We start from the raw sequence: 23,056 nt of genomic DNA on the forward strand, positions 1-23,056 counted from the left end.
AAAATTCCTTTGAGGAATTGAAACTGCCGCCAAATCAGCGCGGGCAGGAGATTCGGAAAGTACAACTCGCAATCCCCTAAAATTCCTTTGAGGAATTGAAACTACTCCCATCGAATATAAGTTCCCAGAAGAATGCCCACTCGCAATCCCCTAAAATTCCTTTGAGGAATTGAAACCTTCGTTGGCAGCATTGATTCGCAATACCTCTTGCCCCTCGCAATCCCCTAAAATTCCTTTAAGGAATTGAAACCCCACGCCATAAAGGGAGATCGACAAAAATAGTGCTCGCAATCCCCTAAAATTCCTTTGAGGAATTGAAACCATTACTAAAGGTATGGACGACTTCCCATTCCCCTCTCGCAATCCCCTAAAATTCCTTTGAGGAATTGAAACCTTGAACCCCAAACAACCGAAGAAAACACCTATACTCGCAATCCCCTAAAATTCCTTTGAGGAATTGAAACAACTTTTTCGTGCCTATGCCTCTTTTGATAGGCTCTCGCAATCCCCTAAAATTCCTTTGAGGAATTGAAACGCGTAGAAAGCAGAGACTAGAAGACGACGAGTGCAAGCGTTCACTCGCAATCCCCTAAAATTCCTTTGAGGAATTGAAACTATTCTGAACTCGCTTAAACGCCTCGTTGAACATCTCGCAATCCCCTAAAATTCCTTTGAGGAATTGAAACCTCCGCTCTCTTCTCTTTCGCATTTTGAGCTTGTCGCTCTCTATAACTCGCAATCCCCTAAAATTCCTTTGAGGAATTGAAACTTTTCTGTGGATATTTCCTCTGCGATCGCCACTGGTATTTCTCGCAATCCCCTAAAATTCCTTTGAGGAATTGAAACCGGCCCCAAGAAAAAATCGCGCCGGCCGCCTTTGAGGACTCGCAATCCCCTAAAATTCCTTTGAGGAATTGAAACCTTTACGACCCCGATCAAGACTGGGTGGAAATCTTCTCGCAATCCCCTAAAATTCCTTTGAGGAATTGAAACTTTCTACTTTGAAGCCCTCGTGTGGCTTATGGATCTCGCAATCCCCTAAAATTCCTTTGAGGAATTGAAACTGCTGGGCTGCGGTGGATCACCGGAATGTTGATCACTCGCAATCCCCTAAAATTCCTTTGAGGAATTGAAACGAAACATAAAGGATTAGAAGGATTATCGTAAAAAGCTCGCAATCCCCTAAAATTCCTTTGAGGAATTGAAACTGAGGAGGCTTAGACTGTCGCCACATGGCCACCTCCTCGCAATCCCCTAAAATTCCTTTGAGGAATTGAAACGAAGGATGAAGAAACAGAGTATATCCCTATCTGGGAACTCGCAATCCCCTAAAATTCCTTTGAGGAATTGAAACCTTGGATCAGCTTGAGGATACTTTGAAATAAATTCCTCGCAATCCCCTAAAATTCCTTTGAGGAATTGAAACAGCTTCCGTGGAAACAATCGATTTTTGCCAACTTCTCCCTCGCAATCCCCTAAAATTCCTTTGAGGAATTGAAACCTATTTCTTGGGAGCCTTTTCGTCCCTCTGTTATTCTCGCAATCCCCTAAAATTCCTTTGAGGAATTGAAACTTTTCCGGGTATTTCTATTATTTCTTTCTCCCCGGCTCGCAATCCCCTAAAATTCCTTTGAGGAATTGAAACGTCGCTCCCATGGGGATTTCAGCGGCTGCCCGGGTCTCGCAATCCCCTAAAATTCCTTTGAGGAATTGAAACTGTTGCTGAATATATCCAGCTCGATATTTTCCACTCTCGCAATCCCCTAAAATTCCTTTGAGGAATTGAAACCGCCTCCAGTCGCTCCAGCCGAGTCTCTGCCACGTTCTCGCAATCCCCTAAAATTCCTTTGAGGAATTGAAACGAGGAAGATTCCGGCTTCATCCAAAATATAAACCCTCTCGCAATCCCCTAAAATTCCTTTGAGGAATTGAAACCCTGGTCGCCTTTCTTTTCCTGCTATTGATTGTGACTCGCAATCCCCTAAAATTCCTTTGAGGAATTGAAACGCTGAAATTCAAAAATCCCATTAGATAATTGCTCCGAGCTCGCAATCCCCTAAAATTCCTTTGAGGAATTGAAACCGCCGTCAAAGGTTCCAGCGGGGGCAAACTCCCCTCGCAATCCCCTAAAATTCCTTTGAGGAATTGAAACATCGACAACGGATAAATCCGGAGATGCCACAGCAACTCGCAATCCCCTAAAATTCCTTTGAGGAATTGAAACAGAAAGGCATAACATCTCAGGGGAGAAGAAATGTCCTCGCAATCCCCTAAAATTCCTTTGAGGAATTGAAACAAACCCATACGTGAAGCGGGTTTCAGGGGACCTCGCAATCCCCTAAAATTCCTTTGAGGAATTGAAACAGTCAGAAGTGTAATAAAATCGCTCAGCCCTTTACTCGCAATCCCCTAAAATTCCTTTGAGGAATTGAAACACTGGCAGCCACCTCGAGGGCTTAAAGAACTGTGGGTTCACCTCGCAATCCCCTTGAGAGATTGAAATAAGTGGTTCTTCTTTTGCTATTTTTGCCTATATATATTCTCGCAATTCCCTTCTACTTTTTGAAATCTCATTTTAGAGAACTTACCCTCACAAAAAGTGTTGATTTCAACTCCTAAATAAGCCATTCTTAAAATCTTCCCGAAACGTGTTAAGCCTTTCTTGAAGCTGTTCAGTGAGACATTCGATGCGAGAGTCTTGACTGAGGCAAGGAGGTTGACTCGTTGCCACTTTCCGTAAAGCAATAGCCGCTCGGTTTTGTCTATTCTTATCTCTAATTTTACGAATAGGAGTTAGCAAGTCTAGCTTTTCTTTTGGATGATACAATCTAGATATATGACAAGGATTATAATCAATTCCAATAGATGCACACCAATCTTGCCATTTAAAAGGTAAAATCGTGGGGTTGGTGACAACCGGTATCCAAGGAACCCGAAGGGCATCAGCAACGATCGCACCATGCATCGCTTCAGTTATTAAAATATCTGTTTTGCTAATTAAGGATAAAACTTCTTCCACGTCCGACCTAGCATCAATATAGCCAAATCCTAAGTTTTTACAAACCGTTTCCCAACCTGGGCCAGCAAGCTCATAATGGGGCATGTACGAGAATTTATAGTTTTTCTCGTTGGTGCTCGTAAATAGCTGACGAATTAACGCAGCCCCATCAGTAACCGCTAGATTCTCCTCTAATCCTAAGACCTGAGCCGAAAGTGGCCCTCGCACACAATAGACTTTATAGGAGTCATCCAGCTTTAACACGTCTTTACCATAACCTGCCCCTGTCCCAAATATAACTCTACGATCTGCCCAACGGGTACGAGAGTACAAATTATCATTTAGGAGCGTACCAATTCCCACAAAAGCCAGGCTATTATCATCATCGATCAGGTCTGGAATGAGTTGATTCCAGATCCAAGGGTTAAGCTCGTCCCCAAAATTATTGAAACCTTCCGGCAACTTGTAATAACATAGTCTCATGGTTTTATAAAAGATGCTTTTAGTTTAAACTACTTCATTTTACCTAGAATTTCCTATCACGTCAAGCTGTCCTAGAGGTGGAGAGAGGACAGCTTAAGTAAAGCGGTAACTCCCTTTAGCTCAGATTAGTGTAATCTCGGCAACTACCACTTCCATTTAGCTCACTCGACGAGATTCTAGCTGCCCATCAAGCTCAAATCTAGGCCATCTGGAGTAGACCTTGATGGAGTTCCTTCGGCTAACCATCTATTTGCACTAGGCTCATGCCTGACGATATTGAGTTGACATAAGACGGATCTGACTTTTACAATAGACTGACTGAAACCTGTGTTTCAAGTTTTTTCAATAAAATGTATAATGCTATACATCAAATCCAATTCCATAGAACCAAGTTATTGGTCCAAGACTCACTCCTCCTAATATAATCACATACTCCAAACAATGAAAAACCTAGAACTCATGTCTAACAGCTATTGTTTTTGTACATTAAGTGTCGGCAGGCGCTACCGAAAGCACGCTAGAGAGTTAGCCAAAGATATTCAAACGTATGCTCCGGGAGTCCCATTTGTCATCTTAACTGACAAACCAGATGAATTTTCTGAATTTTCTTCAGTATTAGCATTTGAGCATCGTTTACAGTCTGTTAAGGGCTACCATGATAAGCGATTAGTCTTAGAGAAATCACTGTCTTTATTTGAATCTTGTATGTTTATGGATGCCGACATGCGAATCTTGAGTCCGGTTCCTGATGATTTAAGTTGGAATCCAGGATTAACAGGTCGAGCGGGCTGTGCCTTAGTGAAGCATTTAGGCAGCATGAATAATAGCCGTAAAAGTCAACTTGTCAAGAAAATAGCAGAGAAAATAGAAGTTGATATCGAGAATGTTAAATGGTTGCATGAATTTTCGTTTATGCTACGCCGCCAGTCTGGCAAAGAAGTAGAATTTTTTAGGGTCTGGAAAACACTGTCTTACTTATTTGAAAGTGAAGGACTATATAGTGGAGAGGGGTATGCCATGGGTTTAGCTGCTTCAAAAGTCGGGTTAAACTTTGGCTTTGATAGAACAGAATTATTTGATTTTTTTAAAGATAAAATCGAAAAACAGAGAATAAAACAGGGTAAGTTAAACTTAACAGACAAGACAAAATACTTTGAAGAACACAAGACAATTGAGTATCCTCAACAAAATTTAATGAGTAAGGCGATTTCAAAAATGGCTGATAAGCTCAATTTTTATTATCGTCTGTTGAGATTGCGGCGACAACGAGCGCAAGACGAAGAATTCAAGAGTCTTTTCAAGAAGTAAACAAGAAGCCAAATAGTTGGTGCTAACAATAGTTAGAACCTCCTACGGTTCCTCAAGCCACGACCTGTCAGTTAAAATGGGGAGACCTCAAACCACTCCCTCAGCGCCGTGACACAGCATCGCGCCCAACCTAACTCACACACCCTCAACGATCGCCTCGCCGCCATCGCCAAAGACTACTATGGCCTCCTGGGACTCCATCCCTCCGCCTCCGTCATCGAAATTCGCCAAGCCTACCGCCAACTGAGCAAACACTATCACCCCGACACCACTACCCTTCCCCCCCACATCGCCAAAGGGAAGTTTCAGCAACTCAACGAAGCCTACGCCACCCTCAGTAACCCCGAGCGTCGGGCCGCCTATGACCTAAATATTCGCTATTCCCGCATCTCCGTCATCCAGCCGAGTTCCCCCCTCAACCGCCCCCCAGGCGCTTCCGGCCATTCCCCCAACCACGCCTACCTCGATCCCATCGATCGCCCCCTTTCCCCCGGTGAACTCTTCGCCCTGCTCCTCATGGGAGCCTCCCTCCTCGGCTGTCTTCTCCTAGCCATCGGCATCGCCATCTGGCGGGGCGATCCCCTCTAACGCCTAGCCTCCCCCCGTCTTCTCCCCTACAATGGATAGAGAGAATCTTAAGTTTTGTTGCGCGATATGACCCCCTCTGCTGACACACCGCTCTATAACCACCCCCTCCCCGAGATCGAAAATTGGCTACGATCGCTCGGCTGTGAACAAGATCCCCAAGAACTGCACCACTGGCACGTCGATCGCCCCCAATGGAACGCCGACATCTGGCTCGACGTCGATCGCCTCGTGGTGCGCTACCTCGACAAAAACGCCAGCCCCAGCAGCGACGAAGGCCGTTCCCGCTCCTTCCAATACTCCCTCAGCCGAGAAGACATCGAAGAAGCCGTCTTCGGCGACGGGGTCGAACAAGCCATCTTCGGCAGCCCCTAAAACTCCTGCAACAGTTGCGGCAGATAATCATAGCCATCCACCCCGATCACCGCAATAATCTGCGATCGCCCCCGACTCAACAAACCCTCAAACTCCGCCTCCCCCAACTGGCCGCGCAAAATCGACAACACCCCCGCCGCCTGTCGCCACTCACTGGCCTCAATTTGCTGCAACACATACGCCGCGATCGCCCCCATCGTCACTGCCCGCAGCCAATCCTGCAACTGATAATACCCCTCTGCCAGAGCCGCCAAATTCAACCCCTGCAAAAACAAATCCCCCGACGACTGGGCCGCCTCCACCCCCTTCAGCAAATACCCCACCGCCGTCGATGGTCGTTCTAGCAACAGATGCGCCAACCCCAAACTATAATCACACAGCGCCAAACTCTGACGATCGCCCAACTGCTGCGACAAATCCAACCCCTGCTCCAGATAGCCTAGCGCCCGTTCCGAGAGATCCTCATCGAGCCGTTCCACCTGTTGCGCCGCCAACACCTCCGAATAGCCCAAATTCACCAACGCATTTGCCACCCCCAAGCGATCGCCCACCTGGCGCGACAAAATCAACGCCCGCTGACTGCGATCAATGGCCTCGCTGTACTGCTTGCGGGACAAACACAACCGACTCAAATGATTATAATTCGCTAACTCACAAGGGCGATCGCCCGCCTGCTGCGCGATCTCCAACGCCTCCTCATGAAAGGCCTCCGCCCGCTCATAATCCCCCAACGCCCGCTGAGAATAGCCCAACAGCGTCAGAATCCGCGCCTTCTCCTGAGTTCCCTCCACCCGCTTCAACGGAACCTCCAAATAGGCCAACGTCTGCTGCAAATACTCCCCAGACAGCGACGCAAACACCCCCCCATACAGGGGAAACGTCTCCCGCTGCGCAAAACTACGCAAAATCTGCAACGTCATCTGAAAACAACACTCCGTCAACCGCTCACGAGCCATAAACCCCTGAGACAACTGGCCCCAAATCGACGCAAACACCAAAAACGTACTTACCGACAGTTGTTTGCCCATCTTGGCACTATAAGGCTGGCGATCGAACCAAAGCACCAAGCCCCGCTGCAGGCCCTGCAACAAAACCGCCAACTCCAGCCAAGCGCGATCGCCCAAATCCAGATGACGCTGGGCCAACTCCCCCAACGACCCCCCCTGCTGCAACATCAAAAACAGCTCCCGAGGGAAATACGCCTCCGTCTTGCGCGCCCAAAGCGGCCAGGGGCCAGGCTGCTGCTGAGCCTCCCCAAAGCCAATCGAGCGATTTCCCCCCTCATAGATCCAACTCACCAAATCCCCTTCCAACTCCGCAAACCGAGCCAACCCATCCCGCAAGCCTAACCCCAACTGTTGCAGATGATTCTCATCTTGCCTCTGCAACGCCTCGGCCAACTGCTTAAGGCGATCGCCACTCCAAGGTCGTTCCTGATTCGGGTCTAGCACCCCCACCAACAGCGCCAACCGCTCCTCCGGCGGTGCCTCCACCAGAGTTTTCAGCGTCGAAGTGACCGCCGCCGTCGTTTGATGTTCCTGTTCCCAGCGTTGATACTGGCCCCCAATCGTCTGTAACGCCCGCAACTTGCGCGTCACCTTCGACGACGAACCCGCCGAGCCTTCCAAACTCCCCCGACGTTCCAACAAACACCGCTCAAAAATTTCCGACGTTCCCGGACGAATCTCCCGTAACAGCCGTTGATATACCTGTTCAACCGAGCGCACCCGTCCCGCCAGCGTACTCTCCAGAATCTTATCAATCACCGCCAAATAGCGATCGCGATCAGACATCACTCAACCCCCAACTATGGCAATAGTAACTCCGCATCCCCCGACTGTGGCAGTCGCGGAACCCGGCGTTGCGGTGCATCATCCCAGTCCAGCTCCTCCGGCGTTTCCTGCACCTCCGCCAACTCTCGGTTTGCCTGCTGTTCCAGTAGAGACAGATAATTCGGATTAAAAATACTCGTCAACACATGAACCAAGCGATCGCGCTCCTGACGCGTTAAACTGGCGATCGCCGCCTGATCCCCTTCCAAAGGGTTCTCCGTCAACACATTCCCCCCCGGATAAGTATCAGCCCCCATGCGCTCATAGGCCCCCAAATAATCCGCCAGAGTTAACCGCCAATCCAAACGAAACGGATGAGGTCGTCCCTTGACAAAAATGTGATAGCGAATCAGGCGCGAGATCAGCGTATTCTCCTCATCCACCTCCCCCGTCTCCCGACTCACATAATGATTCTCCCGGGGTAACTCTGGCATCAGTTCATACACCTGTCGCCAGAGATCCCGAGTATCCCGAGGTCGTTGCACTAGCATCAACCCCGGCTCCTGTCCCCCGAACTGTGATCGCAACTCACTTCCACGGGCCGCCACCACCGTCAACGCCATCAGGCTTAAGGCAATCACCAGCACATTCGTTAATCGCTTCTGCAATCGGGAAGACATGACAGTTCAAACAAAGGTTAAAACAAAGAAATTAAGAGTCAGCAACAGCACCTGAAGCTAGTCGCCGATAATTTCTGGTTGTGTCAGCTCATCGGACATCTCCACGATCGCCCGCACCACCGGTTTCATCCCCGGCTCATCCAAATTATCAAAATCCTCATACCGTCGTCGCTTGGCACGATTCGCCACCTGGACAGTGATACGATAACGGTTCGACGCCGCGTCGACCAGTTCCTCCGCGCGACGCATCAAATTAGTCGTTTCGAGGGGAGTGCGTTTCTGCATAAGATTTCGCTGTACAGGCTCAGACAAGAGGACACCCCCCAGTGTAACAAACTCTCTGCCTCCGGTCTGCTCGCGGCCCTAGATTTTCTGCAATTTTCTCCATCGCTCTGGTTGACAGCTCCCCAAAAGATGTTATAATCGTAAATCGTTTGCCGATGTAGCTCAGTGGTAGAGCACTCGATTCGTAATCGAGCGGTCACGAGTTCAAATCTCGTCATCGGCTTTTTCATAAAACGTTACCTAATCACCAGCCATGCGCCTGTCCTGGTTGACAGGTCTAATGTCTAGGGCGATCGCCTCCACCCCAGATCGCCCCAGGGGTCATGGTTCAACAACACAGCCCCACAAACTCCGATGCTAACGTGGGACTAGACGACTCACCTCGGAAAGACCTCCGGCTCAGCCTCATGCAGCGTTTGCTCCTTTTCCTGACCAGTCTCCTGGCTGTTCTCTCCGTCAATAGTCTGCACGTTAACGGTCCCCCTTCTAACCCCTCCCTAGAACTCGGCCTAGAACAAGTCGAAGCCCGACGTGGCGGTGGCGGCCGTAGCCGAGGTGGGTCTTTTGGGCGTTCTCGTTCTCGTGGCTCCTCCCGTTCTCGTTCCGGGAGTCGCAGCAGTCGAAGAATTGGTGGCTCCTCAGGGACCAGTTCCGGCCGCTCCCGTCCCCTAAGCTTCTTTGACTTTCTGATTGCGCTCATCGTCGTGGCGATATTCCTAATCCGCCAAGTTCAAGAATTTCAGGATAACTCCAACGACGACCAGCCAGCAGCCCCCAACCCCGATACTTGGGGGAGCGCAACGGTCACCAAACTACAACTCGCCCTCCTCGGCCAAGTTGACAATCTCCATAGCGAACTGCTGACCCTGTCCCAGCGCAAACCCAGGACAGCGAGCGATCGCGCCCAATTACTCCAAGACACCGCCCTCGCCCTACTACGGAACCCAGAATCCTGGACCCATATCTGGGCCAACTCCATTCACTACAACCAAGCCGAACGAGTCAACAAAGCCTTCCAACACCTGACCCTCCTAGAAGAGCGTCAGAACCGGCCCGAATCTTCCCCAGAATCCGAGGGCGAAAGTGAATATGTCCTTGTTACCCTCATCCTCGTGACGGACCATCTGCAACCCATCTTCTCCCCGGTCCATTCAGAGGAAGAACAGAAACAGGCCTTAGAAACCCTAGCCGCCCTGGATTCTCAATGTCTCGGGAAACTAGAAGTGTATGTTTATCCCAACCAGTTAGGCAAAAACCTAACCAAAGAGGAACTCGTCTGCCACAACGACCATCTCATTTCCCTCTAAGGGCGTTCCGTGCCATCAATGACCCAGAGATTCCCCGACTCTTGCCAGCGCCAAACCAGCCGCTGTCGGTCATTAGACACCCGGCCATCCTCCATCTGATAGGTGACACTCACCTCCACCCGGGCCTGATCGCGATCTTCCTCCAAAATACGGATCTCATTCACCCGCACCTCATCCACACTCCCCCACCAGTCTCGATAACTATCAAACCCATTAGGATGCAGCCTGGAATTATTTTGCATTCGCTGCGATAGCATATTCCAGCCCAGACTGAGATTGTAGGTATCATCCCCACCCAGGACTGAATAATAATCCTGGGTAGCATCACGAATCGAAGGACGAGGTTCTGGGGTGGGTTCCGGTGTCGGTTCTGGAGTGGGTTCTGGCGTGGGCGTGGGTTCTGGCGTGGGTTCTGGCGTAGGAGTCGGGGTTGGGGTGGGCGTCGGGGTCGGAGTGGGCGCAGGCGTCGGTTCTGGCGTCGGGTCTGGCGTTGGTTCCGGCGTGGGGGAGATCACCACCGGACCCTCATCACGGCCGGCGCGATCGCGCTGTTGTAGAGCCATCGTTGCCATCATCCCCCCACCGATGACCCCCAGTAACAGGGCCAGCAGTAGAACCCCCTTCTTACTCCCCGAAGACTCAGAACCATACCCCCCTGGACTCGGGGAGGTGCGATCGGGCCCCCTAGGCGTAACCGCTTGCGTCACCTGAGTTTCAGGGGGGCCACTTCCCTGCCAACCGGGAGCCACTGCCACCGTCGGTTCATAATAAGTCGGAGGGGGCATTGTGGGCGCAACCGGGGCAGACGCAGACCCCTCCAACGCTGCCAACATCTCATTGGCACTGGGGAAGCGATCGCGAGGATGAGAGGCGATCGCCCGCTCCAAAACCTCCGCCAAGCGGCGATCCTGTAACGTTAGCAGGGATTGCCAAGAAATCTCCCCAGTCCGAGGGTCACTCGGCAAATCCTGAGGAAGTTTCCCTGTTAACAGAAAAATCGCCGTCAACCCCAAACTATAGAGATCACTCGAAAACAGAGGCCGGCCCGCCGCCTGTTCACTGGACATAAACCCCGGCGTCCCAATCACAATGCTACTGGTGGGAGATCCCGACACACTCATCACCGTCGTCATTGTCTCCCGCACCGCCCCAAAATCAATTAAGACCGGCTTGCCATCGCGATCGCGCAAAATAATGTTATCGGGCTTAATATCCCGATGAACAATCCGCTGCTGATGCACAAACGCCAACACCGGCAGCACATCCCGCAACAGCCTTCGGACTTCCGTTTCCGATAACCGTCCCTGCTGGTTCAGCCGTTCCGTCAGCGTTAACCCCTCAATCCACTCCTGAACCAGATAGAACTGATCATTCTCCTTAAAATAGGCATACAACCGAGGAATTTGCGGATGATTATCCCCCAACGACTCCAAAATCGCCGCCTCTCGGCCAAAGCGTTCCTCAATCAGGTGCTGAGTTGCCGCATCCCGACTGCTGGGGTTAAGCTGCTTCAGCACACACCGCCGTCGGGACGGCATTTGCGTATCTTCGACGAGAAACGTCTCCCCAAAGCCTCCTCGCCCGAGAGATTCCAGAATTCGATAGCGTTGGTTTACGAGTGCCATGGAGAGGGGGAATAGGGAATAGGGAACAGGGGAAAAGAAGGCAAGAGGCAAGAGGCAAGAGGCAAGAGGGGCAATCTCTTGGGGTTGCCTACTGTGTATTATCTATTGTGAATCGTTCATTCTTCATTGTTCATTGTGGAACGTCCCCATTCTGCCTCAAAACGTCTCCTGATTGCTGCCAGTGGCACAGGGGGTCATGTCTTTCCGGCATTAGCTACCGCTGAATGTCTCAGCGATGTCGAGATTGAGTGGTTGGGGGTGCCTGATCGCCTGGAACGGCAGCTTTTGGGCGATCGCTATCCCTTGCACTTCGTACGGGTTGAGGGGTTTCAGTCTCGGCCAGGATTGGCAACCCTTCGGGTTCTCTATCGCCTGGTTCGGGCGACACTCACCTGTCGTCGTTTACTCCAACAGGGCCGGTTTGACGGAGTGTTTACCACTGGGGGCTATATTGCTGCCCCGGCCATTCTAGCCGCGCGATCGCTGCAACTGCCCGTTATCCTCCATGAATCTAACGCCATTCCCGGAAAAGTCACGAAATGGTTTGCCCGTTGGTGTGATCTCATCGCCGTGGGGTTCCCCGAAGCTGAACGACGACTGGCCAAGTATCCCACCCTACACCTGGGAACTCCCGTTCGCGCCTCCTTCCTGCAACCGCCTCCCCTGGATTTAGACATTCCCGAGGACGTTCCCCTCATCGTTGTCATGGGAGGAAGTCAGGGGGCCGTCGCCGTCAATCAACTGGTACGCCAATCGGCCCCGGCTTGGTTTGACTTAGGCGCTTGGGTGGTTCACCTCACCGGCGAAAATGACCCCGATGTGGGCAGTTTACAGCATCCCCACTACCTCTCCATGCCCTTTTATAAAAACGTTGCCGCCCTCTTGCAACGGGCCGATTTAGCCATTTCTCGCGCCGGTTCCGGTTCCCTCACCGAGTTAGCCATCACCCAAACCCCAGCCATTCTGATTCCCTTTCCCTACGCTGCCGAAGACCATCAATTTCATAATGCCGTGGGTTTCAGGGAAGCGGGGGCCGCTCGGCTATTTCGCCAAGAGCATCTCTCCCCAGAACAGCTACAAACGGAAGTAGCAACCCTGCTTAAAAACCCAGCCCAACTCGAACAGATGACCGCCGCCATGGGACAATTAGCCATCCCCGATAGTGCCAAACGTCTAGCGGACGTGGTGCGGCAACATCTGGACTCCAAGAACAGAGGCTAGAATAAAAAGCGATCTTGAGCTGCCCATCACCCCATTGATTCAGAGACCTTGTCCCCCTCTAACGCGTCCCCTACCCCCACTTCTGTACCCGTCCAACGGTCCGAACCGCCGGCCGTCTGGCGCCGACGCCACCTAAGTTTGGGGCTGTTGCTAATTTTTGCCCTGTCCCTGTGGCTGCGACTTTGGCAACTCAACCACTTGAATACCCTGATTTTTGACGAAATCTATTTCGCCGATCATGGGTTTAGCTATTTGAAACAACTGGATCTCTTTGATGTTCATCCCCCCCTCGGCAAGTATTTTCTCGCCCTGGGAATTTGGCTTCATGCCCATCTATTGGGGGGTGCAGAGGCCTTTCGAGCCGCGAGCGAAGTGGGGGATCTCGATGCGATCGCCTACCGTTGGTTTAATGCCGTCACTGGCTCGCTAATTCCCCTTCTCGTGGGGGCGATCGCCTACCAATGGACTCATCGCGATCGCACCACCCTCCTCGCCGCCGGATTTACAGCCCTCGACGGCTTACTCCTCGTCGAATCTCGCCTCAGTTTAATTAACGTCTATCTCCTCTTTTTCGGCTTCTTAGGACTCTGGTGCTTCGGTCAGGCGATCGCCCAAAATATGGCATTCAAATGGCTCATGGCTGCTGGCTTATTTTGGGGAGCATCTGCCTCAGTTAAATGGAACGGCCTAGGATTTATTTTAGGGTTTTATATGCTATACTCCTTTGCTTGGATACTTGAAGAAGTCCGGCATTGGCGTCCTTCAAAGGTTAACAAACAAGATACAAAGCAAGTTGAACAAGATGCCAATAATTTGTTGAGCGACCAAAACAAAAATTTATCAAACCCTGAAAATCAAGCTCAAAAAACAAGAAAAACCTTTGATTTTTTAACACAAATAAATCTATTAAAGATTGGTTTTGGACTAGGAGTTATTCCCTTTATATTTTATCGGCTGCAATGGATTCCTCACCTACAACTGCATCCAAACTTCACCTTTCTCGAAATGCAGCGGCAAATCCTGGGCTACCACGAAAGCATCGGCAGCACCGTTGACGATCATCCCTACTGTTCCCCTTGGCATAGTTGGCTTTGGATGCGCCGTCCCGTCGCCTATTACTTCGATCGCGTCGAGCTTAACGGACAGACCGTTATCTTTGACATCCATGCCATGGGCAATCCCATCTTGTGGTGGCTCTCAACCCTAGCCATCTGCGCCCTCATTGGCAAATGGCTATCGAGCCTAGGAGATTGGTGGAACCAAGATCCCATCAACAGCTCCCAATGGTGCTTCCATACCCTGCTTATCAGCCAATATGTCGCCAACTTCCTGCCCTGGGCTGCCGTCTCCCGCTGCACCTACATTTACCATTACATGGCCGCCTCCCTCTTTGCCTTGATGACCCTAGCCTGGTGGGTTGACATCGGTTTAAGAAAGCGACATTGGCTCTGGCAGCTCCTCAGTTGGGGTGCGATCGCCCTCATCATCGCCGGATTCATCTTCTGGCTTCCCATCTATCTCGGACTCCCCCTCTCCCCAGAAGCCTTCCACCGCCGCATGTGGTTCAGATCCTGGTACTAACTCCCCTACTACCTTTCTTCCCCTGCTGCCTACTGCCTACTGCCTCCTGCCTACTGCCTACTGCCTTTCTTCCCCCTGTTCCCCGTTCCCCGTTCCCTATGATTCGCCATTGGCAAAGTTGGCTCATCCTGAGCGCCGTCATCCTGATTGCCACCGCCCCGATGTTGGAGCGCAGCTACCCCATCACCCATTCAACCCACTTTAATCTCAGTTGGGCCCTGCAATACCAGTATCAATTTTTTGCCGGACAACCCTATCCCCGCTGGCTAGAATTCTCCAACTTTGGTTTTGGCAATGCCACCTTCGTCTTCTATCCTCCCCTCTGCATGGTGGCAACCCTGCCCTTCCGCGCCCTAGGAATAGGGCTGGCCGGTTCCCTCATTGGCAGTATGGCCCTTGCCATGGTCGTCTTAGCCGGAGGCTTATACCGCTATAGCGATCGCCACTTTCCCCGTTGGATTGCCATCCTCGTTGCTGCCCTGGGAGTCCTTTCTCCCTATTTCCTCGTCGATATCTATCAACGAGGGTCCCTCGGAGAAGTTTGGGCGATCGCCCTGATTCCCTGGATTACCCTAGCAACAGAAAACCTCGTGGCCCGAGTGAACCGCCAACCCCAGCCCCCAGCCCTCCCCGAGGTAGCCCCAGAAACCGAATCAGACTTAGACAATGACCTAGACGACGACTTAGACAACTCCTGGGAGTCGCCAATCTCCTGGCAAGAGAGACTCCAAACCGCCGTCAGTCTTCTCAATCGTCCCAGCGTACAGCTAATATTCTGTTACAGCCTCTTGGTTCTCTCCCATCTGCCCACCCTGCTGATTTTCACCCTTGTCTGGCTGCCCTTTCCCGCCTGGATTGCTGCCCCCAACCGACGGCGAGAAGCCCTAATTCGGTCTTATGCGGCTGTGTTCCTCTCGGGTGGACTAACGGCCTATTTCCTGATTCCCGTCGTTCTCGATGGTAGTTCCGTACAACTTCGGGCCCTCTATAGCTCTCCCGACTACTTGCCCCAAAATCGTCTCATGCTGTCAGGGGTATGGCAATTGAACCTGCAACTAACTCAACATTGGTTCGATCGCGGCTTAATTCCCCTTTGGGGAGTCCTCGTCGCCGTCACCCTAGTTGCGGCGATCGCCAGTGGCGTCATCACCTGGGGGCAGAGGTGGTGGGGGAAACTGCGCCAACCTCCCCAGTTACGTCTCCATAGCTATTGGCTCTTTGCCAGTGCCGTGGGGCTATTGATGACCACTGATCTCCTCGGCTGGCTCTATGAATGGACCTATATCTTACAGGGGATTCAATTCTCCTGGCGTTGGCTGGCGCTTCCCGGTGTGTATGTGCCGCTGCTCCTGGGCTATTGGCTCAGCTATGGCCAGGGTCAGCCACCCCAGCATCCCCTACGTCGTGGGGCAATGGCACTGATGATGGGGCTATGGGTGATGGCGATTTTCAGCCAAATCATTCAGGGTATTTTTATTGCCGAACGAGCCGTGTATGACCCCAGTAGTATCGCTCAATTTGCTCGTCTGAGTCAGATTAAAGCCCTTCCCGAATCCTATCATCTGCCCCCAGGAGAGCCATTTCTTAACTGGCATTGGCGACGAGGAGAACAACTGGCCCTGGTGGATGTCTACGAATATCGAGCCAAATGGGTAAACTTAGAAATGCCACCCCGTGACGAGTATCCTTTATTGGCTTGGCAAGATGGAACTGAAATGGGTTTAGTCCGCGATCGCTGGGCCATTGGGGAACGGAGTTTCTCCGCCGAGAATACCACTGTGATTTCCCAAGCCGTTGAACTCCGCACCTTTGACTATCCTGCTTGGTTTGTCCGTCTCGATGATGGGGCTTGGAGACGAGCAGACCATACTGGCAATGGACGTATCCGTGTTTGGATTCCCCCAGGTGTGCATCAAGTGACCGTCCGCTATCGAGGAACATTTGCCGAGCATGTTGGCTTCATTGTGAGTAGTCTAACGGCATTGTGGCTTGTGACCGGTTCACTGTTGAACCGGGTTCTGAAGTCCAGTTCTCTTGTTGTCTAACTTCCCCTCATCACCCCAATCATCATGTGGTTAGCCTTTAAACAACGTTTCGCGAAACCGGCCTTAGACTTAGCCTCATCCCAAGGCTATAAAGTCCTGGCAGCGACGGGTGTTGCTGGTTTTGTGGTGCTGGTGCGCGCTGTTGGACTCTTGCAAGGTGCCGAATGGATCATGTCAGATTTGTTTCTGCGATCGCGCTCCGAACAACAGTTAAATGACCGTCTATTAGTCGTAGGGATTGATGAAGAAGATTTGCGCCAAGTAGGAACCTGGCCCATCCCAGATGCCATTTTAGCCACTGCCATCCGCCGCTTGGATGAGTCCAATCCTCGGGCCATTGGCTTAGATCTCTATCGCAATTTGCCAGCGGGAGTGGGTAATGAGCAGATTACCGAGGTATTCCAGCAACAGGAGAACCTAATCGGCATTGAAAAACTACAAGACCAAAACTTATCTAGCGTCCCAGCTCCTCCGGTTCTCAAAGAACGGGATGCGGTGGGGTTTAATAATACCCTGGTTGATGCTGATGGGGTGGTTCGTCGTAGTTATCTATTTCTACGGGATTATGACGGAGTCCTGCATCGGAGTTTTGCCCTCAGGTTGGCCCTGCTGTATTTAGCGGAGGAAAACATCGTCCCAACAGGCGCACCCAGTGGCGACATGCGGTTGGGGGCTGTGGTGATTCCTCGGTTTAACGCCAATGATGGCCCCTATGTGCGCGCAGATGCTCGTGGCTATCAGTTTATGGTGAACTATCGCGGCCGAACCGATCGCATTACCACTGTTCCCCTACGGGATGTCTTAAATGGGGAGGTGTCGGAAGAGGAGATTCGCGATCGCGTGGTTCTGATTGGTTCGACGGCTTTCAGTCTGCGGGATGTCTTTATTACGCCCTATAGTCGCAGTCTCCTGGAAACTCAGAACGAGGTGCCGGGGGTATTGCTGCAAGCAGAGTTTGTGGGACAGCTTCTAGATGCTGCCCTAGATGGGCGATCATTTATGTCAGTCTGGCCCAAGACGGTTGAGATTCTCTGGATTATCCTCTGGGCCTGGATAGGCGCGTTGATTAGTTGGCAGTTACAATCGGTGCGGCGATCGGTGGCGGCCTTGGTGGTGGCTCTGTTGCTGTTGCTGGGGACTAGCTATTGGGCCTACAGCCTCAACCTTTGGATTCCTGTAATTCCGCCGATTTTGTCCCTCACGGGAGCCACTTCAATGGTGGTTGGCTATCTGGCCTATCTCAGTGAAGAGTTACGTCGCTCTAAGGAATTTTTGCAAAGTATCATCAACACGATTCCCGATCCCATTTTTGTTAAAGATACGGACTTGCGCTCCGTGGTTTTGAATCAAGCCTATAGCGAGCTGGTGGGATACCCTCTAAACACGTTGCTCAATCGCTCAGAGTTTGAGATGTTCCCCGAGGAACAAGCTCAAGCCTTCCAGCGAGAAGATGAGCGAGTTTTGCAAACTGGGTGCGATCGTGAGACGGAAGAAACCCTAACTGACGCTCAAGGCAATGTTCATATTTTAGCCACTAAGCGATCGCTGCACTCCGATGGCGCCGGCAATCACTTCCTGATTGGGGTCATTCGGGATATCACCGAACGCAAGCTTCTCGAAGACCAACTCAAACAAGTTGCGGCTGAGTTAGCCCAGTCCAATGCGGCCTTAAAACAGGATGCCAACCATGACGAACTGACGGGCCTACCAAATCGCAAACTTTTTCAAGAACGCCTTAAACAGTCTATTGAATGGGCAGAAAGCCATCAAAAACTCGTCGGTGTCATGTTTTTGGATCTCGATGGCTTCAAAGAAGTTAATGACACCCTCGGCCATGCTTCTGGCGATATTTTACTTCAGCATGTCGCCAACCGCTTGAGTGGAAGCTTACGAGGAAGTGATACCGTGGCTAGACTCGGAGGAGATGAGTTTACGGTCATTCTTCCAGGGATTCCCAGTATTTCTGATGCAGAGCGAGTCGCTCAAAAAATCGTTAAAACTCTCTCAGAACCCTTTGAACTAGAGGAGGGAACTGTCTCAGTCACAACCAGTTTAGGAATTTGTCTTTACCCAACCCATGGACATCAGCTTGATGCCCTCATTCATTTGGCTGATGAAGCCATGTTTGAGGCTAAAAAGCAGGGCAAAAACTGTTACTGTATTGCCCACCTCGACTCAGACCCTCAACCTTAACGCATGGCCAACCCTCGAACCTGGCTAACGGCTGCGTCCCGCTCTGGAACGCCTGCGTACCCCCAGGGGGGTCGAGATTAGTAGTAGGGAACTTCAAAATTCGAGGGGTCTTGGATAAAGCGTAGCGCTTCCTCCTCAAGACGATGGATCAAAATTGGCTCCAGGCTCTTATCCTGGCGTAAAGCACTCAAATAACCGTCTAAGTAGAGCCTGAGATCATCAGTGCGATATCCCCGACTCCAGAGGCTGGTGAATCGGTCAGTCAGGGCTTGGTAATGCCGGATTGTAAGGGTATTTTGTAACATGGTGAAGCAGGTTAACAGGAGGACGAATTGACGAGGGACAGGAGAGAAGCCTAAGGGGCTATCCCCTACCTTCAGGGTAGCAGAAAGTTTCCCGGCCTGTCCTTGACCGAGATCACTGCCCAACGTCACGTAACAGGAGTTACAGAACCATGACAAAGCCTTTGCTAGGTTAGAGTCGACTTCAGTTTTCAACTGCTCAAAAACTACAGGGGTATAGTTTGTTGTGAGTTCTGTTTGCATTCAAATAGTTGAGGGAAACCCTCAACTTCGATCGCTCCTAGGTTGGCATCTTCAGCAGGCCGGATACAGCGTGTGTCAGTCCGCAGATCTCCGACACGCTCAAGATGTCTTCTTCCATCGTCAACCCACCTTAGCCATTGTGGACTCAGATCTCCCCGATGGAGATGGGGTTGAATTTGCCCGTTGGCTTTATCAACAACATCAATGTCTTGTGCTAATGCTTTCAGCACGAAGTAACGAGGCTGATGTGGTCACGGCCCTAAAAGCGGGAGCCGATGATTACATCTGTAAACCCTTTGGAATGCAGGAGTTTTTAGCCCGAGTCGAGGCGTTATTGCGCCGCCACCGTACAATGGCTCCTCCCGCCTATCTAGAGTATGGTGATCTCAAAGTTGATATTGTGCAGCGCCGTGTCCGCTATCAAGACCAACCCATCGAACTGACACCCCAGGAGTTTAGTTTACTCTATGTTTTGGCTCAGGCAGGAGGAACCCCTCTGAGTCGTTCAGAATTATTACAACGAGCTTGGCCCGACGCCATTGATAACCCACGGACCATTGATACCCATGTGTTGTCCCTACGTAAAAAAATTGAACGAGATCCCCGTCAACCTAACTTAATTCAAACCGTTCGCAACGTAGGCTATCGATTTAACCTAACTGGAACCGAATCCCTAACACAACAGCAACCCACTCAAGACTTTCAGGATGCCTATAAGGCCAACAATCATAGCCTCAATGGCTTAAATCCCACCGGACCTCTATCTGTGTCTGGGAATGGAAAACGGGGTGTTGTTCCCCAGTCCTCTACTGTTGGCCATTCCGTAAGAGGGTAATGCAACGTCGCAAACCTGTTCAATTCTCACCCAAATCCCATAGAATACTAAAACAGAAAGACGCGACCAGTCATTGATCGCGTCTTTCGTCTGTTCCACGGCGTTGACCGACGTTAGGCCATGAGTGGCGATCGCGGCTCCCCGTCATCGCCAAGCCATCAGAGGTGACTAGATCAGTTTGACGGCCCGCAGTCCTAGCAGTAACACCACAGCTAATGCAAATGCACCACCAACCATGAGCAGATATGCCACAACACCAGACATAAGGTTATCTCCTTTTTCATAAATACCTATTTGCCTTATTAAACCATGACGCAGTCCGTTATCCCTGTGAACTTGCCTCAAAACGCTTACGAGATCGCCTTGGCTTCCGATAGCCTGGATCGCTTGGGGTCTTGGATCAAATCCCTTAATCTAGGTCGTAAGGTGATGCTAGTGTCCAATCCCAAGGTGTTTGGCTATTACGGTAAACGGGCGATCGCCAGCTTAGAGAGTACCGGCTTCGAGGTTCACCATTATCTTTTCCCTGATGGGGAGGAATACAAAACCCTAGACTCGGTCTCTGGACTGTACGACGCCGCCTTAGAGGTTGGCTTAGAACGCAACTCCACCTTCATCGCCCTCGGTGGCGGTGTGGTAGGCGATATGACCGGCTTTACGGCTGCCACCTGGTTACGGGGAATTAACTTTATTCAAGTCCCAACGACCCTGCTGGCCATGGTCGATGCCTCCATTGGCGGTAAAACCGGGGTGAATCATCCCCAAGGTAAAAACCTCATTGGTGCCTTTTATCAACCCGGCCTGGTGCTGATTGACCCGATGGTTCTGGGAACCCTTCCCGAACGGGAGTTCCGCGCTGGGATTGCTGAAGTGATTAAATATGGAGTCATTTGGGATGCTGACTTATTCCGTCAGTTGGAGGCGGCCAAGAGTTTAGCCAGTCCCAGTAATCTCTCTAATCAACTCCTTCATGAAATCCTGATGCGATCATGCCAAGCCAAGGCAGAAGTCGTCAGTCAAGATGAAAAAGAAGCCGGATTACGGGCTATTCTCAACTACGGACATACTATCGGCCATGCTGTGGAAAGTTTAACCGGCTACACCGAACTCCTTCATGGGGAAGGAGTCGCCATTGGCATGATTGCCGCCAGTCGGTTAGCCTTGGCTCTCAACCTCTGGTCTGCTGAGGATGACGCGCGTCAAACCCAGGTGATTGCCAACGCCGGATTGCCCACAACCCTCCCCCCAGCCGTGGACATCGACGCCATTCTCGCTAAGCTTCAAACCGATAAGAAGGTCAAAGATGGACAAGTGCGCTTTGTCCTCCCCACCAGTATCGGCCATGCCATCGTCAGCGATCGCGTCCCCCCAGAACTGATTCAGGAAACCCTCGCTGGACTCAAAAAACAGTCTGTCCAAACATGACAAGCAGATGAATAGCAAAAGTTGGTCTAAATGCGCAATGGGCAATGGGCAATAGGCATAACCCACCCCTGCCCCTCCCAGGAGGGGATGGCAATAGGCAGGGGATTTTCTTCCAACTTAGAGTTATCAATCAGGCAATCTTCGATCGATATAGGGGCGAACCGCAAGTGGCGCGCCCCTACTCTCCTTCTCTATATCCTCTGTGACCGAAGTGGTTCTCCTAAGACCGGGGTCCGCGGCCATAGACCATGGTATAGAACCGTAGGCGATCGCGGAGTTCATCGGTGAGGTCTTCGGCCTGATACCGCCATTCCCAGTTTCCTTGAGGAGAACTCGGGGCATTCATACGGGCCTCCTCGCCCAATCCTAATAAATCCTGGAGAGGGAACACCGCCTGATTGGCATTGGTACTCAGGGCCAAACGAATCAAATCCCAATGGAATCCTTCCCCACGCGCGCAACCTAGATAGTCCCAAACCCGTTGATTGTCCTCCTCACTGCGGCTGTTATACCAGCCCATGGTGGTGTTGTTATCATGGGTTCCGGTATAGACTACAAAGTTATTCGATCCATAATTAAAAGGCAAATAGGGATTATCCCAGCCTGAGTCAAAGGCAAAATGGAGAATCTTCATCCCCGGAAAGCCGAACTTATCCCGTAAGGCTTCCACTTCCGGGGTAATAACCCCCAAATCTTCCGCGACAATCGGCAATTCTCCCAACTCCGCCTTAAGCTTCTCAAAAAACTCATAGCCGGGGGCTTCCACCCATTCCCCATTCATCGCGGTTGTATCTTCGCCCGGAACCGCCCAATAGGACTCAAAGCCTCGAAAATGATCAATGCGAATCAAATCCAGGCGATCGAGAACGGCGTGGAACCGTTGCATCCACCAGCGCAAATCCGTTTCGAGGAGTTTCTCCCAGTTATAAATGGGATTGCCCCAGAGTTGGCCCGTTTCACTGAAATAATCTGGGGGAACCCCAGCCATCAGCGACGGTTTACCCGTGTCCTCATCCAAACAGAAGATCTCCCGATGGGCCCAAACATCGGCACTATCATGAGCCACATAGAAGGGGATATCGCCAAACATCTGCACCTGGTGGTCGTTGGCGTATTGCTTCAGGGCTGACCATTGCCGGAAAAACTCATACTGTAGATACTTACGGAAATCAATCTCCTCAGCCAGTTCGTCGCGCCATTTATCTAAGGCGGCGGGGTCCCGTTTGGCGACGGGTTCATCCCATTCGTGCCAACTGGTGTTATTGAAAACTTCCGTTTTTAGGGAGATAAACAGGGCGTAGTCATCTAGCCAATGGGCCTTATCCTTGCAAAAAGCCACAAAATCTTCCTGTTGATCCGACGAGGCGCGACTGCGGAGATTTTTGTAAGATTTCCGTAGCAGGCGAGTTTTCACCTGGTCGACCCTATCGAAATCAACGCGATCGCCCTGACATTCCGGAGCCTCATCCAAATCCGCATCCGTCAACAGACCATCATCGCGCAACAACTCCAAACTGAGCAGTAGGGGATTACCTGCCATCGCCGAATAGGACATATAAGGGGAATTGCCATATCCCGTCGGCCCAAGAGGGAGAATTTGCCATAACTGCTGGCCACTCCCCTCCAGGAAATCTACGAAGCGGTAGGCTTCCGGGCCTAAGTCACCAATCCCAAAACGACCGGGTAGTGAGGTCGGGTGTAATAAAATTCCACTAGCTCTCGGAAATGGCATAATCTTTAACTGTCTTGGCGTTCAACAAAAAGTTCACTTGACTTTAACACGGCCCCTCCCG

General features: G+C 51.2%; 18 protein-coding genes, 1 tRNA gene and 1 CRISPR repeat array (1 of these 20 only partly in view). Of the genes, 11 read left to right on the forward strand and 8 right to left on the reverse strand.

The genetic code is table 11. The features are described 5' to 3' along the window. A CRISPR array of direct repeats spans positions 1 to 2,435; the repeat unit is 37 nt; unit sequence CTCGCAATCCCCTAAAATTCCTTTGAGGAATTGAAAC; it begins 1,255 nt to the left of the window's first position. 173 nt (positions 2,436 to 2,608) lie between these two features. Further along, positions 2,609 to 3,481: a polysaccharide pyruvyl transferase family protein gene (locus tag L855_RS17705; protein ID WP_159790249.1), complete on the reverse strand. Its 873-nt coding sequence runs from the start codon at positions 3,479 to 3,481 to the stop codon at positions 2,609 to 2,611. A gap of 459 nt (positions 3,482 to 3,940) precedes the next feature. On the opposite strand from L855_RS17705, the gene L855_RS17710 reads away from it, so the two are divergent. The 3 genes from L855_RS17710 (at position 3,941) to L855_RS17720 (ending at position 5,749) form a co-directional block, all read left to right on the forward strand. Further along, the gene (locus L855_RS17710; protein ID WP_159791172.1) at positions 3,941 to 4,789 is read left to right on the forward strand and encodes a hypothetical protein; all 849 of its coding nucleotides are present in this window, start codon (positions 3,941 to 3,943) and stop codon (positions 4,787 to 4,789) included. 108 nt (positions 4,790 to 4,897) lie between these two features. Further along, positions 4,898 to 5,377, forward strand: a complete 480-nt coding sequence (locus tag L855_RS17715; protein ID WP_159790251.1) for a J domain-containing protein — start codon at positions 4,898 to 4,900, stop codon at positions 5,375 to 5,377. A gap of 66 nt (positions 5,378 to 5,443) precedes the next feature. After that, positions 5,444 to 5,749, forward strand: a complete 306-nt coding sequence (locus L855_RS17720; protein ID WP_159790253.1) for a DUF3143 domain-containing protein — start codon at positions 5,444 to 5,446, stop codon at positions 5,747 to 5,749. Here the strand turns inward: L855_RS17720 and L855_RS17725 are convergent. Genes L855_RS17725 through L855_RS17735 form a run of 3 tightly spaced genes read right to left on the reverse strand, consistent with a single transcriptional unit; the run spans position 5,746 to position 8,486 of the window. Continuing rightward, positions 5,746 to 7,542, reverse strand: coding sequence for a tetratricopeptide repeat protein (locus tag L855_RS17725; protein WP_159790255.1), 1,797 nt, complete (start codon positions 7,540 to 7,542; stop codon positions 5,746 to 5,748). The two genes, L855_RS17720 and L855_RS17725, sit on opposite strands and share 4 nt — an antisense overlap. Positions 7,543 to 7,556: 14 nt before the next feature. Continuing rightward, a complete protein-coding gene (locus L855_RS17730; RefSeq protein ID WP_246199018.1) occupies positions 7,557 to 8,201 on the reverse strand; it encodes a hypothetical protein in 645 nt (214 codons plus the stop codon). Between the two features lie 57 nt (positions 8,202 to 8,258). Continuing rightward, entirely contained in the window at positions 8,259 to 8,486 is a 228-nt protein-coding gene (locus tag L855_RS17735; RefSeq protein WP_068789795.1) for a DNA-directed RNA polymerase subunit omega, read from the reverse strand. Positions 8,487 to 8,637: 151 nt separating this feature from the next. Between L855_RS17735 and L855_RS17740 the strand changes: the two genes are divergently transcribed. Further along, positions 8,638 to 8,709: transfer RNA gene (locus tag L855_RS17740), tRNA-Thr, on the forward strand. 100 nt (positions 8,710 to 8,809) lie between these two features. Beyond that, positions 8,810 to 9,793, forward strand: a complete 984-nt coding sequence (locus tag L855_RS17745) for a DUF1517 domain-containing protein (protein WP_159790257.1) — start codon at positions 8,810 to 8,812, stop codon at positions 9,791 to 9,793. Here the strand turns inward: L855_RS17745 and L855_RS17750 are convergent. Beyond that, positions 9,790 to 11,418 carry a serine/threonine-protein kinase gene (locus L855_RS17750; protein ID WP_159790259.1) on the reverse strand — a complete coding sequence of 543 codons (1,629 nt, stop codon included), beginning with the start codon at positions 11,416 to 11,418 and terminating at the stop codon, positions 9,790 to 9,792. The genes L855_RS17745 and L855_RS17750 overlap by 4 nt on opposite strands. Before the next feature lie 135 nt (positions 11,419 to 11,553). Here L855_RS17750 and murG point away from each other — a divergent pair, with 135 nt between their 5' ends. From murG to L855_RS17770, 4 genes are all read left to right on the forward strand, one after another. After that, positions 11,554 to 12,639, forward strand: coding sequence for an undecaprenyldiphospho-muramoylpentapeptide beta-N-acetylglucosaminyltransferase (gene murG / locus L855_RS17755; protein ID WP_159790261.1), 1,086 nt, complete (start codon positions 11,554 to 11,556; stop codon positions 12,637 to 12,639). A gap of 147 nt (positions 12,640 to 12,786) precedes the next feature. Then, positions 12,787 to 14,220 (forward strand): phospholipid carrier-dependent glycosyltransferase, encoded by a 1,434-nt coding sequence (locus L855_RS17760; RefSeq protein ID WP_159790263.1) that lies wholly within the window; start codon positions 12,787 to 12,789, stop codon positions 14,218 to 14,220. A gap of 98 nt (positions 14,221 to 14,318) precedes the next feature. Then, the gene (locus L855_RS17765) at positions 14,319 to 16,265 is read left to right on the forward strand and encodes a hypothetical protein (protein ID WP_159790265.1); all 1,947 of its coding nucleotides are present in this window, start codon (positions 14,319 to 14,321) and stop codon (positions 16,263 to 16,265) included. Between the two features lie 24 nt (positions 16,266 to 16,289). Continuing rightward, positions 16,290 to 18,458 carry a CHASE2 domain-containing protein gene (locus tag L855_RS17770; RefSeq protein ID WP_159790267.1) on the forward strand — a complete coding sequence of 723 codons (2,169 nt, stop codon included), beginning with the start codon at positions 16,290 to 16,292 and terminating at the stop codon, positions 18,456 to 18,458. A 77-nt stretch (positions 18,459 to 18,535) separates the two neighbouring features. Here L855_RS17770 and L855_RS17775 read toward each other — a convergent pair whose 3' ends face one another. Continuing rightward, positions 18,536 to 18,763 carry a DUF6761 family protein gene (locus L855_RS17775; RefSeq protein ID WP_159791174.1) on the reverse strand — a complete coding sequence of 76 codons (228 nt, stop codon included), beginning with the start codon at positions 18,761 to 18,763 and terminating at the stop codon, positions 18,536 to 18,538. Between the two features lie 223 nt (positions 18,764 to 18,986). Between L855_RS17775 and L855_RS17780 the strand changes: the two genes are divergently transcribed. Further along, positions 18,987 to 19,838 (forward strand): response regulator transcription factor, encoded by an 852-nt coding sequence (locus L855_RS17780; protein WP_159790269.1) that lies wholly within the window; start codon positions 18,987 to 18,989, stop codon positions 19,836 to 19,838. Positions 19,839 to 20,006: 168 nt separating this feature from the next. Here L855_RS17780 and petL read toward each other — a convergent pair whose 3' ends face one another. Continuing rightward, on the reverse strand, positions 20,007 to 20,102 hold the full coding sequence (gene petL, locus L855_RS17785) for a cytochrome b6-f complex subunit PetL (protein WP_074162883.1): 96 nt from the start codon (positions 20,100 to 20,102) through the stop codon (positions 20,007 to 20,009). A gap of 45 nt (positions 20,103 to 20,147) precedes the next feature. Here petL and aroB point away from each other — a divergent pair, with 45 nt between their 5' ends. Continuing rightward, the gene (gene aroB, locus L855_RS17790; protein ID WP_159790271.1) at positions 20,148 to 21,263 is read left to right on the forward strand and encodes a 3-dehydroquinate synthase; all 1,116 of its coding nucleotides are present in this window, start codon (positions 20,148 to 20,150) and stop codon (positions 21,261 to 21,263) included. A 220-nt stretch (positions 21,264 to 21,483) separates the two neighbouring features. Here aroB and malQ read toward each other — a convergent pair whose 3' ends face one another. After that, positions 21,484 to 22,995, reverse strand: coding sequence for a 4-alpha-glucanotransferase (gene malQ, locus L855_RS17795; protein ID WP_159790273.1), 1,512 nt, complete (start codon positions 22,993 to 22,995; stop codon positions 21,484 to 21,486). Positions 22,996 to 23,056 lie beyond the last annotated feature (61 nt).

Origin of the sequence: Sodalinema gerasimenkoae IPPAS B-353 (assembly GCF_009846485.1) — a bacterium.
Classification (GTDB): domain Bacteria; phylum Cyanobacteriota; class Cyanobacteriia; order Cyanobacteriales; family Geitlerinemataceae; genus Sodalinema; species Sodalinema gerasimenkoae.

Excerpts from the sequence above, each read along its gene's own strand:
- L855_RS17770 (WP_159790267.1), top strand. The coding sequence starts at position 16,290 with ATGTGGTTAGCCTTTAAACAACGTTTCGCGAAACCGGCCTTAGACTTA.
- malQ (WP_159790273.1), bottom strand. The coding sequence starts at position 22,995 with ATGCCATTTCCGAGAGCTAGTGGAATTTTATTACACCCGACCTCACTA.
- L855_RS17765 (WP_159790265.1), top strand. The coding sequence starts at position 14,319 with ATGATTCGCCATTGGCAAAGTTGGCTCATCCTGAGCGCCGTCATCCTG.
- L855_RS17720 (WP_159790253.1), top strand. The coding sequence starts at position 5,444 with ATGACCCCCTCTGCTGACACACCGCTCTATAACCACCCCCTCCCCGAG.
- L855_RS17745 (WP_159790257.1), top strand. The coding sequence starts at position 8,810 with ATGGTTCAACAACACAGCCCCACAAACTCCGATGCTAACGTGGGACTA.
- petL (WP_074162883.1), bottom strand. The coding sequence starts at position 20,102 with ATGTCTGGTGTTGTGGCATATCTGCTCATGGTTGGTGGTGCATTTGCA.
- L855_RS17750 (WP_159790259.1), bottom strand. The coding sequence starts at position 11,418 with ATGGCACTCGTAAACCAACGCTATCGAATTCTGGAATCTCTCGGGCGA.
- L855_RS17730 (WP_246199018.1), bottom strand. The coding sequence starts at position 8,201 with ATGTCTTCCCGATTGCAGAAGCGATTAACGAATGTGCTGGTGATTGCC.
- L855_RS17775 (WP_159791174.1), bottom strand. The coding sequence starts at position 18,763 with ATGTTACAAAATACCCTTACAATCCGGCATTACCAAGCCCTGACTGAC.
- aroB (WP_159790271.1), top strand. The coding sequence starts at position 20,148 with ATGACGCAGTCCGTTATCCCTGTGAACTTGCCTCAAAACGCTTACGAG.
- L855_RS17735 (WP_068789795.1), bottom strand. The coding sequence starts at position 8,486 with ATGCAGAAACGCACTCCCCTCGAAACGACTAATTTGATGCGTCGCGCG.
- L855_RS17710 (WP_159791172.1), top strand. The coding sequence starts at position 3,941 with ATGTCTAACAGCTATTGTTTTTGTACATTAAGTGTCGGCAGGCGCTAC.
- L855_RS17705 (WP_159790249.1), bottom strand. The coding sequence starts at position 3,481 with ATGAGACTATGTTATTACAAGTTGCCGGAAGGTTTCAATAATTTTGGG.
- L855_RS17725 (WP_159790255.1), bottom strand. The coding sequence starts at position 7,542 with ATGTCTGATCGCGATCGCTATTTGGCGGTGATTGATAAGATTCTGGAG.